Here is a 16921-nt window from a genome sequence, read left to right as displayed (position 1 = left end):
CAGATAATCTGCCTGTTGCTGGGTCGCCTGTAGCAGGATTTATATATAGAGAGACATCAATGTTTACTATCAACGCAGAAGTACGTAAAGAGCAGGGTAAGGGTGCGAGCCGCCGCCTGCGTGCAGCTAACAAATTCCCGGCCATCATCTATGGCGGTGAAGCTGCGCCAGTAGCAATTGAACTGGATCACGACAAAGTGTGGAACCTGCAGAACAATGCTGAGTTCTACAGCGAAGTTCTGACCATCGTTGTTGATGGCAAAGAAGAGAAAGTTAAAGCTCAGGCTGTTCAGCGTCACCCGTTCAAGCCGAAGCTGGCTCACATCGACTTCGTTCGCGCTTAATCGCCGACTGAACGTTGTATGGCAAGCGCCCCGGTCCGCAAGGTCCGGGGCGTTTTGTTTTGGCGCGGCGATAAAGCAAGAGATGGCGTCAACGCCCTCAGCACACCCTGCTGGCCAGTTAAGCGCTATTCGTCGGGTTTGATCTGGTTTTGACTCGCACTCACAAACGACACAGCATAAACATCCTGATGACGAGCTTACCGGGCGGTATGACGACCTGACACCAGGATTTTTAGCCTTTAATTTCCGCCGGAGGTACGGCGCTGCAGCTGATCACGCAGATTTGGCGGCGTCCCTTTAATGGTTAAGGTATCCGTCGCCGGGTCCCAGAACACCCGCTCGCCCAGCAGCATAGCGTCAAAATTAATGGTTAACCCGCCGCCGCTGCCGGCAAACTTGGTTAACTGACGCAGCGTGCTGCGATCCGCCGGAAAGCTCTCTTCCAGCGCGTAGCCTTGTTCGGCGGTAAACTCCTGAAACGTCTTCTCACTGACGCCCGCCAGCTCTTTGGACAACGACTCCAGCTCAATCTCCTCTCCGGCCTGCAACTGTTCGTTGCAGTAGCTGTAAACCTGCTGGCGCACGTTCTGGCGCTCAGATTTATCCAGCTGCGCATCAGCGGCGAAATCATCCAGCGCCTGTAACAAACCGCGGTTCTGCGCTTTTGTATTGAGCCCTTCGCTGGCCCCAAGGAAATCCATAAAAAAGTCCGCCACTTTGCGCCCTACCCGGCCTTTCAGGAAGGTCAGATAACGGGTGGATTCCGGATTGGTTTCCCATTCGGTTAAATCAATACGCGCGACAATATCGGCATGATTGATATCCAGATAGTGCGTGGCGCTGATATCCAGTTCTTCATTGACGCGCATACTGTTCAGATTGTTGAGCACCGCCACCATCAGGTATTCCACCGCCAGATAGCGATACTGGCAAAACAACACAATACCGCCTTCAGCGAAGGGATATTTCGCCAGTTCGTCACGCAGACGACCGGTGGCCGCCCGACTGAAGGGCAGGAATTCTTCTTCCCCCTTACGCTGCTGACGCAGAGCCTGGGCCAGCTCGCTCTCTTCGTTAAACAGGCCGTAGGCTTTATTTTTAGCGCTGTAGACCCGATGCAGTTCGGCCATCATCTCCACAACGGTCGCTGTCGGCTCCAGTAATGACTCACGCAGCACCAGTTCCAGATTTTGTTCATCACGTTTGATTAGCTGATGCAGGGCAATCTGGTCGATATCCAGACTCATGTTAAACTCTCCTTTTAGACCGGGCGGTATTCAACCACCGCCGGGACGGCGACGCAACCACCACGTGACGCTTTGCCAGCGAGGCGGTGCGCTTTTGCGCCGCGGCGAAAAAATGCGGAAAAAATGCTGCTGCTACGGTAATATGTTGCCCTTTCACGAACAAACAGATTTTGAGTTTATGCCGCAATTATCCCGCTATAGCGATGAACACGTCGAACAACTGCTCAGCGAGCTGACGAGTGTTCTGGAAACACACAAAGCGCCCGTTGACCTTTCACTGATGGTTCTGGGCAATATGGTGACGAACCTGATCAATAGTAGCGTCGCGCCGGCGCAGCGTCAGGCCATCGCCCGCTCTTTTGCCCAGGCGTTGCAGTCGTCGATCAACGACAAGCCAGCGCATTAAGGATAACGAACAACAGTATATGGTGACTCTTCGTCAGCCCTACCGAGAAAAAGTTTCCCAGATGGTCAGTTGGGGACACTGGTTCGCCCTGTTCAACATGTTGTTGGCCATGGTGCTCGGCAGCCGCTATCTTTTTGTCGCCGACTGGCCAACGACGCTTGCCGGACGTCTTTTCTCGTACGTTAGCCTCGTTGGTCACTTCAGCTTCCTGGTCTTTACCAGTTATGTACTGATCCTCTTTCCGCTAACCTTTATCGTCATCTCGCAGCGCTTAATGCGTTTTATATCGGTCATTCTGGCGACCACAGGCATGACGCTGCTGCTGATCGACAGCGAAGTTTTCACCCGTTTCCACCTGCACCTTAATCCCTTCGTTTGGGAACTGGTTATTAACCCCGATCAAAATGAGATGGCTCGCGACTGGCAACTGATGTTTATCAGCGTCCCGATCATCTTCCTGGTGGAAATGCTCTTTGCGACCTGGAGCTGGCAGAAGCTGCGCAGCCTGACCCGCCGCCGTCACTATGCTCGTCCGGTCGCCTGGTTTTTCTTTATCTGCTTTATCAGCAACCACCTGATTTATATCTGGGCGGATGCGAATTTCTATCGCCCAATCACTATGCAGCGGGCCAATCTGCCGCTTTCCTACCCGATGACGGCGCGCCGGTTCCTGGAAAAACACGGTCTGCTTGACGCAGAGGACTACCAGCGACGCCTGGTAGAACAAGGTTCACCGGAAGCCGTCTCGGTGCAATATCCGCTTAGCGACCTACGTTATCGTGATCTCGGCGCCGGTTATAACGTGTTGCTGATTACCGTTGATAACCTCAACTACTCACGTTTTGAAAAAAACATGCCGGCGCTGGCCGCATTCGCAAAAGAAAACGTCAACTTTACTCAGCATATGAGCTCCGGTAATACTGCGGACAGCGGCCTGTTTGGCTTGTTCTACGGTATCTCCCCTGGCTATATGGATGGCATTTTAGCGGCCCGGATTCCTGCGGCGCTGATTACGTCACTGAATCAACAAGGCTATCAGTTGGGTCTGTTCTCATCTGACGGCTTCAGCAGCCCGCTTTATCGCCAGGCGCTGCTGTCCGATTTCTCCTTACCAGCCGCCAGAACGCAAAGCGATGCGCAGACGGCAAATCAGTGGATCAACTGGCTGAACCGCTACGCCCAGGATGAAAATCGCTGGTTCTCATGGGTTTCACTGAACGGCACAACCCTGGATCGCGGGCAGCAACAAAACTTTGTCCGTCGCTACAGCACCGCCGCCGGCGATGTCGACACCCAAATTGGTCGCGTGCTGAACGCGCTGCGCGAATCCGGCAAGATGAATAACACGGTAGTTATTGTGACGGCGGGCCACGGTGTACCGCTGGACGCACAGCATGACGCGTTTGACTGGTCGCGCGAACAGCTACAGGTACCGTTAGTGATTCACTGGCCAGGCACTCCGGCACAGGCGATCGCGACCCTGACGGATAACAAAGATGTCATGACAACGCTGATGCAGCGCCTGTTGCACGTTTCCACACCGGCGAATGAATATTCGCAAGGCGAAGATCTGTTTAGCCCCGCCCGCCGCCGCGCATGGGTTACCGCTGCGAATAACAATACGCTGGCGATCACGACGCCACAATTAACCATCGTGCTCAATCACAACGGCACATACAGAACATGGGACAGCGAAGGTAAGAAGATTAAAGATCAAAAACCGCAACTGAGCCTGCTACTGCAGGTGCTAACCGATGAAAAACGCTTTATCGCTAACTGATTGATTATTTATAAATCAATCAGGCACTTCACGGCTTGCATTCGGTTGGGGAACGGGTAATATTGTTCCCCACAAATCGGCACGTAGCGCAGCCTGGTAGCGCACCGTCATGGGGTGTCGGGGGTCGGAGGTTCAAATCCTCTCGTGCCGACCAAATAATCCCAATAGAACCAGCCTCTTATGGCTGGTTTTTTTATGCCTGTTTTTTGTACGGGGAGTTAATGGCGTGAAACCCCGTCATAAATCCCATGACTACACCTTCGTGACTGCGAGATATTACTTTTATTTGGTGATGACCGAACCTGAACGGCTGACAAACACGTGATACCTGGAAAGCATGAAAATCGTCCCGGTTGCGTTTGACGCGTTGTGTAACACGCATTCCACATCTGTGTAACCATCACCAGTCGGAATAGAGACGGAGAACGATCCTATGTTGTATCGACCTGCATTTGACTGCCTCCATATTTGAGTGCCATCGGCCCTGAGCAAGAAATATGTTCCAGAGCCTGATCCGCCAGCAGTCATCCCCAGACAAGCGACCATGCCAACTGCGCATGAGCCCAAATTGAGCCTGTCACTAGGACTGTTTTCATAGACAATGGCATTCTGACGACCTGCGGAATCATTCATCAATATCGATCCAACAATAGTTACTTTCTGCTGAAAGCTTTGTTGTTTGATACGACAAAATCTCACTGTCTTCGTGCCATCGTTCCCAATATTTTCACTGAAGAAAATAGTCTGGTCAGGCAGTGTGTCAGAAATGTCTCCGACAATTTTATCCGCGCTCAAAGTGCCGCTGATCGTACAGCTTTCATTGATTACTACGTTATCAAGTTCGCCGCTGGTCGCCTCAATTTTCCCGCGCACTGTAACGTCATTAAACTCCGCCTTTCCGTTCTTGTTAACCTGCCAGCCCTTCGATCCGGAAGCGAAGTCATTCGACTGAATCACATTCCCTATTTTCGCATTATCGACGCTGCCGTCTTTAATGCGAGCCTTGTCGATGTACAGTTCATTGCCCTCGGCGATCATCACCGGCACGGAAGTTTTACTGTTGCGGTTAAACAGCGAGAAACAGGATCATGTCGCTTGTTGAACCATCGCTGCCCAACACGATATTCCCCACGACATCACCGTCGTCTTCCTGTTTCATCAGGGAGGGTCATTTAAGGCGGACGCGAACGGCGGAAAGTTGGGTATTGGTAAACGTATGCGTCCAGGCGGTCTCGCTGGAAATTTCCGTCCCTACGCTAATTTCATTTTCAGTGCCGGGAATACTCTGAATATATTTTTGTGCCTGTGTTCCTGGACGAAATCTCCACTTCACGCCGGAAAAGTTTTCAGAACCGTCGGCACTTAATAACGGGGTGCCATCGAGATAAATATCCTTGCCCGTTGATTCACCTGCAAACTCTCCCTCGCACAGCGCGATGAGAATTTTGGCTTTTGCTACAGACTGTAAATCATCAGCCTGTTCCGTCGGCGTGCGCTGGCTGGAGCTGCCACCCTTGCGCCCTTTGATTATGTTATTTGCCATATTGCGTCCATAAAAAAAGCCACCCGGAGGTGTAATGCTGGTCAGTTAAGGGCTGTCAGTTGCGTTTATGGCTGGCTGAGCGGTTCTGTCAATCGGTGGTTCTGGCGAGCATGACGCATTTTTCATTTTCGCCCATTCAGATTCCGTGGTCTGTTCCGTTCACGATAAATACGCGGATAGTCGTTATATCCACAGCGTGTGAACGGGCAGGGGGACGTTTCGCCCGTCCCCCTGCACCCCCGGCATGGCGCTGAAAACCTGCCGCTGCGCGGTCCGCTCCACTCAGGCTTCATCTGGCGGACCGGGCGGGACTCGACGTCCCTGTCTCGACCCGCCCTCTGGCCGCCGTCCTGGCGGCCAGTCCTGGATGCGCGCCTGCGTTCTCGCCAGGTTTCCTTGATGCGCCCAACCCCCATGCGGTGAGTCCGTTATTCGTCAGGGGCTTTTCAGAGGCTGAAAGTCATAAAAAAAGTTATATCCTTTATATTTCAGCCCGTATCAGCTCAGTAAGCGAATCAACAGAATCAGATTTTCGTTAAACCACCGATAATGCAATTGCCACAGGCAAATAAAACAAAAGATAACACCGATGATTTGCTTAAGTGAACGGCATTGCACCCGGAGGTGGAGTTTGAATACTGACTTTACACAGTCCCATTATGGGACTATGATGGGTCTATGAAGATAATCTCGGTTAAAAACCTGAAGGATTTTTGGGCGGAGTATCCCGATGCAGAACAACCGCTACGGGCCTGGGTGGATGAGGCAACAAAGGCCGACTGGAAAACCCCGGCAGAAATGAAAGAGCAATACCGTAGCGCCAGCATTCTGAAAAACAGGCGAGTGGTATTTAATATAAAGGGGAATAACTACCGGTTAATCGTAGCCATTGCCTATCAGCGCGGATGGATGTTCGTTAAGTTCATCGGAACGCACAGGCAATACGACGCCATAGACGCAGAAACGATTGAGATGGAGTAAACCATGAACGTTAAACCAATCAGAACTGAGCATGACTACCTCGCCGCCCTTCGGGCAGTGGAACCCATGTTCGATAACGAACCAGAACTCGACACCCCTGAAGGAGACTACTTCGAGGTAATGTGCTTACTCATTGAAGAGTATGAGAAAAAACACTACCCGATCGTTCCTCCATCACCTGTTGAGGCAATCAAATTCCGTATGGAGCAACAGGGTCTGACCGTTAAAGACCTTGAACCAGCAATCGGCAAGTCAAACCGCGTGTATGAGATCCTGAACGGAACACGCAACCTGACGCTGCCGATGATTCGCCGCCTTCATTCACAATTCGGCATTCCGCTGGAGAGCCTCGTCGGCGCGTGACGTACTCTACTGTTGATCCTCCACATAAATTCCGGCAAAGATAATTGCGCCGCCAATTCGCCGTTTACCGTACAGCAGGCCGACCGGGTAACCCTGCGATGTGGTATTGGTTACTCCGCCAAAGGCGTAGCTGGCTTTGTTATCAGGCGATTCTTTACGGGCCAGTCCTGCTGGCTGGGGGGAAAGCATCTGGACGACGCCGCCGAGCATCATTGTCGCACCAAACTTTGCCACACCATAGCCAATAGAGGATAGTGTGCCGCTACTGGCATAACCAATAATAACGCTGTAATAGCCCCCGTTTAAACCGGACACTTCGCCAGTAAGACATAGTCATAGAGCTATGTTTAAGGAGTCTCCTGTGCAAAGAATCGAAGTGATCACTGGCGAGCAAAAGCGCCGCCGTTATACTCCCGAAGAGAAAGCCCGTTTTGTTGCGCTGGCCATGCAGCCCGGCTACACCGTCTCACTCGTTGCCCGGCAATATGGCATAACACCCAGTCTTCTTTTTAAGTGGAAACGACTCATGAACGATGGTGGGAAGTCTGCGATCGCCGCAGGAGAGGAGGTGGTCAGCGTCTCCGAAGTCAAAGCGCTGGAGAAAAAAGTCAAACAGCTTGAACAGATGCTGGGACGCAAAACGATGGAAGACGAAATCCTTCGGGACGCGCTTGAGATAGCACAGGCAAAAAAGTTGATATCACGCATGCCATTGCTGCCACCGGACGATACCCCCTCATCCGAATAGCTGAAGTGCTACGTGTATCACGTTCGAATCTGTATGACCGGTTGCTGGAGAAACGCCAGCACCGGTCAGCACGCTACAGCAAAGACGATGATGCCCGACTGTTGCCGCTTCTCCGCCAGATATGCAGCGAGCGGGCGACAAACGGCTATCGCCGCGTGACTGCGCACCTCAATCGTGCTCTGAGGGAACAAAACTGGCGGATTAACCCCAAACGCATTTATCGGATCATGCAGGCAAATAACCTGTTGCTGGCAAAATCAGGCCATAAAAAGCCAGCAAGCAGTCGTACAGGCAACGTCGTGACACTTAAGCCGGATACGCGCTGGTGCTCAGATGGCTTCGAAATACGCTGCTGGAATCAGGAAGTCGTGCGGGTGGTGTTCAGCCTTGACTGCTGTGATCGTGAAGCTATCAGTTGGTCGGCAACAACAGGTGGTATAAACAGCGTTATGGTGCAGGATCTGCTGACAGAGAGTGTAGAAAAGCGCTCTGGAAATACGCTTTATCTGCCACACGCCGTTGAGTGGCTGACCGATAACGGCAGTTGCTACATAGCGGACGCAACAAGAACGTTCACCGCCTCACTCGGGTTCATCGTGTGTACGACGCCGGTGCGCAGTCCGGAGAGCAATGGGATGGCTGAATCGTTCGTGAAAACGTTCAAGCGGGACTACGTGTATGTGAATGAGCTGCCGGGTGCGGTGACCGTAATGGAAAAACTGACGGAATGGATGGAAGACTATAATAACTGGCATCCCCATAAAGGGCTGAAAATGCAGTCACCGAGGGAATAGAGCCTGTCCGTAATTCTGTGTAACTGCCACCGTATTAAAGGTGATCGCTCAGGCGGTCACCGAACTCGATAATAAAACGACTCATTGCCAGCCGCCAGTTCTGGATCGGCATACTCCATTTTTTTGACGCATCTTTGATCGCCAGATAGACAACTTTCCGTACCGAGTCGTCCGTCGGGAACACTTTGCGTTTCTTTATGGCTGCACGGATCACGCTGTTCAGCGATTCTATAGCATTCGTGGTGTAGATAGCCTTGCGGATATCCGGCGGGTAGCCGAAGAACGTATTCAGCTTTTCCCAGTGCGCACGCCAGCTTTTGCTGATTTGGGGATACTTATTGTCCCACTCACCCGCGAACGCATCCAGCGCCATCAGCGCCACCTCTTCGGTCGGGGCCTGATAAATCGCTTTCAGTCCGCTGGTGACGGCTTTGTAGTCCTTCCACGACACGTATTTCAGGCTGTTACGTACCATATGGATGATGCACAGCTGGATATGGGTCTGCGGGTAGACACTGTTTATCGCATCCGGGAAGCCCTTCAGACCGTCCACGCAGGCAATCAGCCTCCACCTCGTTAATCGCCCTATATGACCGATGTTTACGATGAACGCCGGTTACAGGTGAGATAGCGCTGAACCAGCCGTGCCGCCAACATTGTACGCGGATATGCGTCGGTTTTCTGGCTGTGAAACGCGCGTTCGTGATTGTGAGCGTGAAACTGCATAACACTGCGCTGTGCCTGACGCAGATAGCGCAGCCCGGACCTGATAAACTGCGCATCATGGCTGTGGCTGGCAAATAACTGCATCAACGTCGACTGACCATATCGCAGCAGCCACGACACCTCCTGAGGGGATGTACTGCGGGATAAACGACGCGCAATCCCGATGAGACGCCGTGCGGCGCGCGCCTGGCTGCTGCGAGGAGATGCGGGTAATACCAGCCAGTACCAGAGGGCGGCAATCGTGGCGCCGGATAAAATCGCGCCACTTTGCATCAATACGTCGGAGACCGTGGCAGGCAGTTGGGACGAAAAAGGCTGCGTCACCAACAGAAAGGTCATATTGATGTCGATAGCCATTTTGCTGGTACGCGGGCATGCCATCAGGTAGGCCCCGGTCATCAGAAACAGAATAATCACCAGCACTCCGGCATCATGACTCAGTTGCGGCGAGATCCACAGCCGGAACAGACACCCCGCCAGCGCCCCGATGATCGTCCCCGACAGCACATCCGCAAGAGCAGTGTTGCCCTGCGGGTTACTGGAAAATAATGACGCGAACAGCACGGCAGTCATCACCATAATGGGGCCGGTTTCCCAGCCCGTGAGTAACCACAGGCTGCCAGATAACGCGAGCGCCCCGACCGGACGCAACACAGCATGCAGCACAACCAGCCAGTCATGGTGGCGCAACCGGCAAAAAAAACCGTAGCTTTCCGGCACGCCCGCCAGGCATTGTTGCAGTTCCGTCAGAGACTGTGCCAGCAGCGTGTTATCGGACACAGATGCCTGGCGGATAAGCGCCGAAAGGTCAGGCGCAGTGGGAACGCGGTATTCTGGATGTCGGGCTACCACAGCGTGGGGCGTTGCCAGCGTGGCGATAACATTCAGCAAGGCAAGCAGCGTTCGTTTCATTTGTCGGGCCTGGCGCATTGCTGAAAGCGAGCCTGCCGATTCTTTATCGAGCTCGGCGTTAAGACGGGTAATCGTCCCGATATAATCAACAAGTTGTTTTGCGGTCGGCGCATACGGTACCTGCGATAACACGGTATTAATCAGGAGAGTAAATCGCTGACTCAGCACGGAAAAACGGTTGCCGGACAAACTGTGAAAAGCCGCAAGCCCGGTGAAAACTATCCCCGTCAGGGTACAAAACGTGCGGTCAATGGCCAGGCGTGAGTCGGTGTGCGCTTCAAAATAGCTGAACATAACGATAACAGCGGCGGTGTAGCCTGCCAGCACAAAGCCATAATTACGGAACTGGCGGAAGAAACTGCCAATGCCCGCGCAGGCCGCTAACCACAGCGTCAGCACCAATAATTGCCCGAATGATTTCATCGGCAGACACAGCAGAATCGCCATACCGGCCAGTGCGCCAACTGCGCTGCCGGTAAAGCGCGCAATCATTCTCTCCAGCAGCAGCCCGCGGGTCGGTTGCGCCACCAGCCAGACGGTCATTGCGGCCCACCAGGGGTGATGAAAACCCAGCCAGGTAGCGAAAAGCATGCTACCCGCAGCGGCCAGCGTTGTCCGTATAGCAAAATCGGCCGCAGGCCCGAAGTATTGGTTTTTTTTCACCGCGAGTCCCGATGGTACGGTAAACTGCCGATGGCGTCTGGCCTGATAAGATGAGACATAAGCAGTTTCCGCAAGATTGATAAACGACTCCCCTACTTTATTCACAGCACGGATAAAAAATCAACATATCTGTACTGTGTCGTTCATAAATGACAATACCGGTAAACCATACGTAAAAAATGGAAGCGCTGCCTGATGCTCATCATCGGTTAAGCGAGGCATCAGCGTTGTTCGCTGTTGTATTTGCCAACGGGAATCACTTTTCGGTGGGTTCTGCGAAAGCCTGATGCGGCGGCAAGACTGACAATCTCGTCTGTTTTTTATGCCTTTTTTATGGGAGTTACTGCTGCATCTGCGGCTTTCTCCGGCTCACCGCATGGAGGATGGGCGCATCAAAAAACCTGACGAGAACACAGCGCGCATCCGGACTGGCCGCCAGAGCGTACATCGTCACAATCAACGCAGCCCCTGCTCCCATATCCGGTTTTTAATGGCCTTATTCCCCTCCCCCTTTGCTTACTGAAGCATGAAAATCAATCAGATTGTAAATCGTGGAAAAGCTTCTATTATTTTATTCTATACGTCATTTTTTGAAGGATTTACATGAGAGTTAATGGACTTACAAAAGGCTTTTTCATTCTGATAGTGCTGATCGTCACCCTCGCTTTTTTCGACGTTCTCTCGCCCTATTATTCAGCCATTTTATGGGCCGCGATTCTGTCGGTGATCTTCCATCCGGTGAAGAACACGCTGCGCGGTAAACTCGGAGAGCGCAACGGCCTGGCGGCGCTGCTGACAATTATCATTATCTGCCTGATCGTTTTTACTCCGCTGGCGATCATTCTCTCGTCTCTGGCCTTTGAATTGAATGTCGTTTACAGCAAACTTCAGCATAATGATACCCAGTTCCCGGCGGTGGTGGCCAGCCTGTTTGCTCACCTGCCGGAATGGGCTCGCAGCTTCCTCGCTGAGCATAATCTTGATAGCGCCGAACAAATCCAACGGCAGCTTTCTTCGGTTGCGCTAAAAGGTGGTCAGTACCTTGCCGGTAGCGCATTTTTGATCGGTAAAGGGACTTTCGGTTTTACCATCAGCTTCGGCATCATGCTTTATCTGCTGTTTTTCCTGCTAAAAGATGGCCCATACCTCGTCAGGCTGATTCTCGAATCGCTGCCGCTATCAACCCACGTTAAGCAGCATCTTTTCGCTAAATTTGCCGCTGTCGCCCGGGCGACGGTAAAAGGCACCGTCGCGGTAGCGCTTGCTCAGGGCGCGCTGGGTGGGCTGGCATTCTGGATCGTCGGTATTGATGGCAGCATCCTGTGGGGCGCGCTAATGGCATTCCTGTCGCTGATTCCTGCCGTCGGCGCGGCGATTATCTGGGTCCCTGCGGCCATCTATCTCTTCGCCACCGCCCAGCTCTGGCAGGGAGCCTTTATCGTCGGCTTCTTTGTGATTATCGTTGGTCTGGTGGATAACATCCTGCGCCCTTTGCTGGTCGGCAAAGATACCAAAATGCCCGACTACCTGATCCTGATCACCACAATTGGCGGAATGGAAATCTACGGCATCAACGGATTTGTTATTGGCCCGCTGATTGCCGCGTTGTTTATCGCCTGCTGGAACCTGCTGTCCGGCCGCGATCACGCCGGAAACATTGATGAGATAGATGAAGATTTTTTAGAAGAGGGAAAAAATCACGAGGAGTAGCGCGGCGCACGACGGGAGGTTGAAGATGCTCTGCCTTGCCGTACCCGTTAATGCTTCAGAGAGCGTCCGGCGGCTTAGCCGCCGGATAACGGATTACAACGCAATATCCGCGACAGACTGACCTGTAGTCAACGGCTTCAGTTCCGCCTGCGGAACATCATCGGGCGCCGTGTGCGGCGCATAGTGCAGCTCCAGAACCTCGCTGGTCCACGCCAGCGCCTTTTCAACTTCCGCGGCATTGCCATCCAGTCGCGTACCGTAGCTTGGTATAATCGCTTTCAGTTTCGCCTGCCATTCTGCCGAATTGACCTTACCCTTAAAGACTTTTTCCATCAGTTGCAGCATAATTGGCGCCGCGGTGGAAGCGCCCGGCGATGCGCCGAGTAGCGCGGCCACCGTACCGTCATCATCACTGACCACTTCGGTTCCCAGGCGCAGCACGCCGCCTTTTTTCTCATCGCGTTTGATAATCTGCACCCGTTGACCGGCCTGCCAGAGGCGCCAGTCTTCTTTACGCGCTTCAGGATAATACTCGCACAGCGCCGCATGACGATCTTTGTCTTTTTGCAGCACCTGGCTAATCAGGTATTTCACCAGATCAAAGTTATCCAGGCCCACGTTAAGCATCGGCATGATATTTGACGTATTGGTGGAAGCCAGCAGATCCCACAGCGAACCGTTTTTCAGGAAACGCGTAGAGAACGTGGCAAACGGTCCGAACAGCACCACGCGCTTGCCGTCGATAATCCGGGTGTCGATATGGGGAACGGACATCGGCGGCGCGCCAACCTCCGCCTGACCATAAACTTTAGCCAGATGGTGATTAACCACTTCCGGGTTCTCGCACACCAGGAACTGTCCACCGACCGGGAAACCCGCGTACTCTTTGGCTTGTGGAATACCGGTTTCCTGTAGCAGGGTTAGCGCAGCGCCACCGGCGCCGATAAAGATAAATTTCGCTTTAATGACCCGTTTCTGATGACGATTGTTGGCATCCGCCAGGGTGACGCTCCAGCTCTTATCCGCATTGCGCTTAAAGCGGCGCACAACGGTACTCAACTGGAGAGAAAAATTTTCATGGGTTTGCAGCCCGGCAATCAGCTGACGGGTAATTTCGCCGTAGTTCACATCAGTGCCTGCTTCCGAGCGAGTCGCGGCAACCTTCTGCTGCGGATCGCGCCCTTCCATTACCAGCGGTGCCCACGCTTTAATTTGCTGATGATCTTCAGAGTAGCGAATACCGCGGAACAGTTCGCTTTGTTGCAGTGCCGCATAGCGGGCGCGCAAAAAATTGACGTTGTCTTCGCCCCACACAAAACTCATGTGCGGCACGCTATTAATGAAAGATTTCGGCTTTTTCAGAATGCCACGCGTCACCTGATGCGCCCAAAACTGACGAGAGATCTGGAAAGATTCGTTGATATCAACCGCTTTATCAATATTGATGCCATTAGCGGTTTGCGGCGTATAGTTCAGCTCCATCAGCGCCGCATGGCCGGTCCCTGCGTTATTCCATCCGTTTGAGCTCTCTTCCGCAACGCTGGACATCTGCTCAACCATGGTAATAGACCACTCCGGCTCCAGTTCCTGCAGCCAGGTTCCCAACGTGGCGCTCATGATGCCGCCGCCAATCAGCAATACATCCGTCTCTTGCTCATGGCGGGTGTGGGTCCGAGTGTTATTGGAACCAACCGCCTGTGAGCTGGGTACGGCCATCTTTTTCTTCATCGGATTTGAGCCTTACTTTACTCGCTTTTTTATTTAGCGCAGGTGAAACGATTCTCGACTCCAAAGGTAGCACCGAAGAAAAATAATTTAAATATTGTTTAAAATTTAAGTTGAGTTTTGAGATCTGTTATAAAAATGTTTAATAAATGTGTATCATAAATCACATTTTGTACTGGTATCAGGAACGATTCCGCGCTATCATCCTCGGTTTTGTGACAGACCGCACGTTAGCATCGTCTGACAATACTCACTTTTATTTATATTCTGCGAACTTTTTTATGCCACCCGTTTCTGACTCCGCGATCTCCGCTAACGTCGGCGCATTACGCCAGATAGTGCGTTCTCCCGCGCTGCTGACACGTGAAACCCTGGCAGGCGCACTGACCGCACTGGCCCTCATACCCGAAGTCATCTCTTTTTCCGTTATTGCCGGCGTTGATCCGAAGGTTAGCCTGATCGCTTCGGTGGTGTTATGCCTTGCCATGTCAGTACTGGGCGGCAGACCGGCCATGGTCACCGCGGCAGCCGGTTCGGTGGCGCTGGTCATCGGGCCGATGGTGCATCAATATGGCGTCGGCTATATCCTTCCGGCGGTTATTCTGGCAGGCATAATTCAAATTTTGTTTGCCGTTTGCGGCATGGCGCGGCTGATGCGCTTTATCCCGCAGGCGGTCATGACCGGTTTTGTTAACGCCCTCGGGATCCTGATCTTTTTCGCCCAGATCCCCCATTTCTGGAGTAAACAGCCGCTGATTATCGGCTTATTCCTGTTAACGCTGCTGATCGTATTATGGGCGCCACGTTACATTAAAGCGATCCCTTCCCCGTTGATTGCGATTGTGCTGCTCACGCTGTTTACCGTCACCAGCGGGCAATTACTGCCAACGGTCGGGGATGAAGGCTCAATGCGTGGCGGCTTGCCGGGTCTGAACACCCTGATGGTGCCGCTGGATATCACAACCTTGCAAATCATCTGGCCCTGCGCGCTGAGTATCGCCTTTGTGGGTTTGATGGAATCATTGCTGACGGCGAAATTAGTTGATGATCTAACGCAAACCCCTTCCGGCAAAGCGCGCGAGAGCGCAGGTCTGGGCATCGCGAATATTCTCGCCGGGTTTTACGGCGGTATTGCCGGGTGCGCGATGATCGGCCAGACCATTGTCAACGTTGAAATGGGCAAAGCGCGTAGCCGGATCTCCACCCTTGCCGCTGGCCTGGTGCTACTGTTGCTGGTCACCGGACTAAGCGAAGTGATGGCGAGAATCCCGATGGCCGTTCTCGCCGGTGTGATGGTGATTGTGGCGGTGAAAACTTTTAGTTGGCACAGCATTCGCCCGACGGAGATCGCGCGGACGCCGTGGCCGGAAACCCTGGTAATGCTGGTGACCGTCGGCGCCACCGTCGGCACCAGTAATCTGGCGATTGGCGTCCTGGCAGGTCTGCTCTCCATGGCGCTGATCCCCCGCCGCCTGCGCAACAAAGCGCCGGTTACATCAGGAAAAACGTCGCCAGCCCGAGAAAAATAAAGAACCCCCCGGTATCGGTGATAGCGGTAATCATCACACTGGAGCCGACCGCCGGATCGCGCCCCAGTCTGACCATCACCATCGGGATAATCACGCCCATCATCGCCGCCATCAGCAGGTTTAACATCATCGCCAGCATCATTACGCCGCCAAGCTGGGGGTCGTCATATAGCCACCAGGTAATCGCGCCCATAATCCCGCCCCAGACAATGCCGTTGATCAGCGCGACCCCCATCTCTCTGAGGAGCAAAAACGAAAAGCTGCCCGGCTGAATAAGCTGCAACGCCATCGCCCGCACAATCATGGTGATCGTCTGATTACCGGTATTACCGCCGATCCCGGCGACAATCGGCATCAACGACGCCAGGGCGACCAGTTGGGAAATGGTATGTTCGAAACCATCAATAACGCGGGAAGCAATAAAGGCAGTGCAGAGATTCACCGCCAGCCAGGCCCAGCGGGTTTTCACCGCTTTGCTTACCGGGGCGAAAACATCATCCTCATTGCTCAGTCCCCCCATCCGGCGTAAATCGTTATCCGTCTCTTCATAAACAACATCAACGATCTCATCAATGGTCAAACGCCCCATCAGCACGCCTTCTGCGTCAATCACCGCGGCGCTAAGTAAGTTATCACGTTCGAAAGTACGGGCGACTTTCTCCGCATCCTCATGCGGCTGAAAAGTAATCGGATCGCCTTCCATCACCTCCCCGACTCGCTTACGCGTATCGTTGAGCAGAATCGTTTGCAGTTCCAGTTCGCCAAGCAGCAGCTTGTTGCGGGTGGTCACAAACAGCTTATCGGTGTTTTCCGGCATTTTGCCCAATCGCCGCAGATAGCGCTGAACCGCCGCAAGGGTGGCCTCCGGGCGGACGGTGATAACCTCGAACTCCATAATTGCGCCGACGGTATTGTCAGCGTAGCGCATCATCTGGCGAATACGCGCGCGCTTATCCGGCGACAGCGTGGCCAACAGTCGCCCGGTCAGATCACGCGGCAAGTGTTGCAGCAGATAGACCTGCTCATCAATATCCAGATTTTGTAAGGCAAACAGCAGGTCATGATCGCTCATCTTATCGATGAGATCGCCCCTGACGCTTTCCGACGCCTCCAGCAGCACCTCGCCACGTTTGTCGTCGGCCACCAGTCGCCAGAGCGCGTTACGCGCGTCGTAAGGCAGCGCTTCCAGCGCATCGGCAAGATCCGGCGGCGGCAGGTGCGAAACCAGCGCGCCCACTTCCGCCAGATCGTCGTGAAGAGTACCGTCATCATAGCGTTCAGCCAGGGTTAATTTACCCAACAGTGAAGATGTGACGGCTTTATCAGTGCTCAGTAGCCAGATGAGGCGGGCACGCTCTTCGTCGCGCAGCCTGGCGCTTTTTTTATGCAAAACGGACATCGATCAGGCAATCCTTGTGAAATATCTCTCAGACCAGCAGGCCGGAAGCAT

13 protein-coding genes, 1 tRNA gene and 3 pseudogenes are annotated in these 16921 nt (G+C 53.3%); 9 read left to right on the top strand and 8 right to left on the bottom strand.

What is annotated here, in order from left to right; all coding sequences use genetic code 11:
- The first annotated feature begins 59 nt into the window (after positions 1-59).
- Positions 60-344 (top strand): 50S ribosomal protein L25, encoded by a 285-nt coding sequence (gene rplY / locus ABK821_RS12955; protein WP_138360017.1) that lies wholly within the window; start codon positions 60-62, stop codon positions 342-344.
- A gap of 239 nt (positions 345-583) precedes the next feature.
- On the opposite strand, the gene yejK is transcribed toward rplY, so the two are convergent.
- Positions 584-1591 (bottom strand): nucleoid-associated protein YejK, encoded by a 1008-nt coding sequence (gene yejK / locus ABK821_RS12950; RefSeq protein ID WP_138360018.1) that lies wholly within the window; start codon positions 1589-1591, stop codon positions 584-586.
- 178 nt (positions 1592-1769) lie between these two features.
- On the opposite strand from yejK, the gene ABK821_RS12945 reads away from it, so the two are divergent.
- The 3 genes from ABK821_RS12945 to ABK821_RS12935 all read left to right on the top strand — a co-directional run bounded on the left by ABK821_RS12945 (position 1770) and on the right by ABK821_RS12935 (position 3931).
- Positions 1770-1997, top strand: a complete 228-nt coding sequence (locus ABK821_RS12945; protein WP_138360019.1) for a YejL family protein — start codon at positions 1770-1772, stop codon at positions 1995-1997.
- 19 nt (positions 1998-2016) lie between these two features.
- Positions 2017-3777, top strand: a complete 1761-nt coding sequence (gene yejM / locus ABK821_RS12940; RefSeq protein WP_142502289.1) for an LPS biosynthesis-modulating metalloenzyme YejM — start codon at positions 2017-2019, stop codon at positions 3775-3777.
- Between the two features lie 77 nt (positions 3778-3854).
- Positions 3855-3931: transfer RNA gene (locus ABK821_RS12935), tRNA-Pro, on the top strand.
- 128 nt (positions 3932-4059) lie between these two features.
- Here the strand turns inward: ABK821_RS12935 and ABK821_RS12930 are convergent.
- Together ABK821_RS12930 and ABK821_RS12925 are read right to left on the bottom strand one after the other, a co-directional pair.
- On the bottom strand, positions 4060-4815 hold the full coding sequence (locus tag ABK821_RS12930; protein WP_343179092.1) for a hypothetical protein: 756 nt from the start codon (positions 4813-4815) through the stop codon (positions 4060-4062).
- Between the two features lie 31 nt (positions 4816-4846).
- Positions 4847-5320, bottom strand: a pseudogene (locus ABK821_RS12925) (host specificity protein); the annotation flags it as partial.
- Positions 5321-5998: 678 nt separating this feature from the next.
- On the opposite strand from ABK821_RS12925, the gene ABK821_RS12920 reads away from it, so the two are divergent.
- A complete protein-coding gene (locus ABK821_RS12920) occupies positions 5999-6301 on the top strand; it encodes a type II toxin-antitoxin system HigB family toxin (RefSeq protein WP_142502293.1) in 303 nt (100 codons plus the stop codon).
- A 3-nt stretch (positions 6302-6304) separates the two neighbouring features.
- A complete protein-coding gene (locus ABK821_RS12915; RefSeq protein ID WP_138361316.1) occupies positions 6305-6664 on the top strand; it encodes a type II toxin-antitoxin system HigA family antitoxin in 360 nt (119 codons plus the stop codon).
- Positions 6665-6670: 6 nt separating this feature from the next.
- Here ABK821_RS12915 and ABK821_RS12910 read toward each other — a convergent pair.
- Positions 6671-6886: pseudogene (locus ABK821_RS12910) on the bottom strand (tail assembly protein); the annotation flags it as partial.
- A 139-nt stretch (positions 6887-7025) separates the two neighbouring features.
- Between ABK821_RS12910 and ABK821_RS12905 the strand changes: the two are divergent.
- Positions 7026-8206, top strand: a protein-coding gene (locus ABK821_RS12905; RefSeq protein ID WP_395033950.1) for an IS3 family transposase whose coding sequence is annotated in 2 segments (ribosomal slippage) — positions 7026-7353 and positions 7353-8206 — 1182 coding nt in all. Because the reading frame shifts where the segments join, the coding sequence is not laid out codon by codon here.
- Between the two features lie 34 nt (positions 8207-8240).
- Here ABK821_RS12905 and ABK821_RS12900 read toward each other — a convergent pair.
- A pseudogene (locus tag ABK821_RS12900) lies at positions 8241-8771 on the bottom strand (transposase); the annotation flags it as partial.
- Positions 8772-8806: 35 nt separating this feature from the next.
- Positions 8807-10507 carry an FUSC family protein gene (locus ABK821_RS12895; RefSeq protein ID WP_138361318.1) on the bottom strand — a complete coding sequence of 567 codons (1701 nt, stop codon included), beginning with the start codon at positions 10505-10507 and terminating at the stop codon, positions 8807-8809.
- Between the two features lie 603 nt (positions 10508-11110).
- On the opposite strand from ABK821_RS12895, the gene ABK821_RS12890 reads away from it, so the two are divergent.
- Entirely contained in the window at positions 11111-12217 is a 1107-nt protein-coding gene (locus ABK821_RS12890) for an AI-2E family transporter (protein ID WP_138361319.1), read from the top strand.
- A 93-nt stretch (positions 12218-12310) separates the two neighbouring features.
- Here ABK821_RS12890 and mqo read toward each other — a convergent pair whose 3' ends face one another.
- Positions 12311-13945: a malate dehydrogenase (quinone) gene (gene mqo, locus ABK821_RS12885; RefSeq protein ID WP_343178824.1), complete on the bottom strand. Its 1635-nt coding sequence runs from the start codon at positions 13943-13945 to the stop codon at positions 12311-12313.
- A 278-nt stretch (positions 13946-14223) separates the two neighbouring features.
- On the opposite strand from mqo, the gene ABK821_RS12880 reads away from it, so the two are divergent.
- On the top strand, positions 14224-15471 hold the full coding sequence (locus ABK821_RS12880) for a SulP family inorganic anion transporter (protein WP_343178822.1): 1248 nt from the start codon (positions 14224-14226) through the stop codon (positions 15469-15471).
- Here ABK821_RS12880 and mgtE read toward each other — a convergent pair.
- Positions 15434-16870: a magnesium transporter gene (mgtE, locus tag ABK821_RS12875; protein ID WP_343178821.1), complete on the bottom strand. Its 1437-nt coding sequence runs from the start codon at positions 16868-16870 to the stop codon at positions 15434-15436. The two genes, ABK821_RS12880 and mgtE, sit on opposite strands and share 38 nt — an antisense overlap.
- Between the last annotated feature and the right edge of the window lie 51 nt (positions 16871-16921).

Source organism: Klebsiella sp. KE9456 (genome assembly GCF_043832615.1).
GTDB lineage: Bacteria > Pseudomonadota > Gammaproteobacteria > Enterobacterales > Enterobacteriaceae > Klebsiella > Klebsiella indica.
The sequence above is the reverse complement of the archived record's forward strand: the minus strand, read 5'-3'. Positions and strand labels throughout refer to the sequence as shown.

Coding starts and splice junctions, on each gene's coding strand:
- mqo (WP_343178824.1), bottom strand. CDS start 13,945: ATGAAGAAAAAGATGGCCGTACCCAGCTCACAGGCGGTTGGTTCCAAT.
- ABK821_RS12920 (WP_142502293.1), top strand. CDS start 5,999: ATGAAGATAATCTCGGTTAAAAACCTGAAGGATTTTTGGGCGGAGTAT.
- ABK821_RS12945 (WP_138360019.1), top strand. CDS start 1,770: ATGCCGCAATTATCCCGCTATAGCGATGAACACGTCGAACAACTGCTC.
- ABK821_RS12880 (WP_343178822.1), top strand. CDS start 14,224: ATGCCACCCGTTTCTGACTCCGCGATCTCCGCTAACGTCGGCGCATTA.
- rplY (WP_138360017.1), top strand. CDS start 60: ATGTTTACTATCAACGCAGAAGTACGTAAAGAGCAGGGTAAGGGTGCG.
- yejM (WP_142502289.1), top strand. CDS start 2,017: ATGGTGACTCTTCGTCAGCCCTACCGAGAAAAAGTTTCCCAGATGGTC.
- ABK821_RS12890 (WP_138361319.1), top strand. CDS start 11,111: ATGAGAGTTAATGGACTTACAAAAGGCTTTTTCATTCTGATAGTGCTG.
- yejK (WP_138360018.1), bottom strand. CDS start 1,591: ATGAGTCTGGATATCGACCAGATTGCCCTGCATCAGCTAATCAAACGT.
- mgtE (WP_343178821.1), bottom strand. CDS start 16,870: ATGTCCGTTTTGCATAAAAAAAGCGCCAGGCTGCGCGACGAAGAGCGT.
- ABK821_RS12930 (WP_343179092.1), bottom strand. CDS start 4,815: ATGATCGCCGAGGGCAATGAACTGTACATCGACAAGGCTCGCATTAAA.
- ABK821_RS12915 (WP_138361316.1), top strand. CDS start 6,305: ATGAACGTTAAACCAATCAGAACTGAGCATGACTACCTCGCCGCCCTT.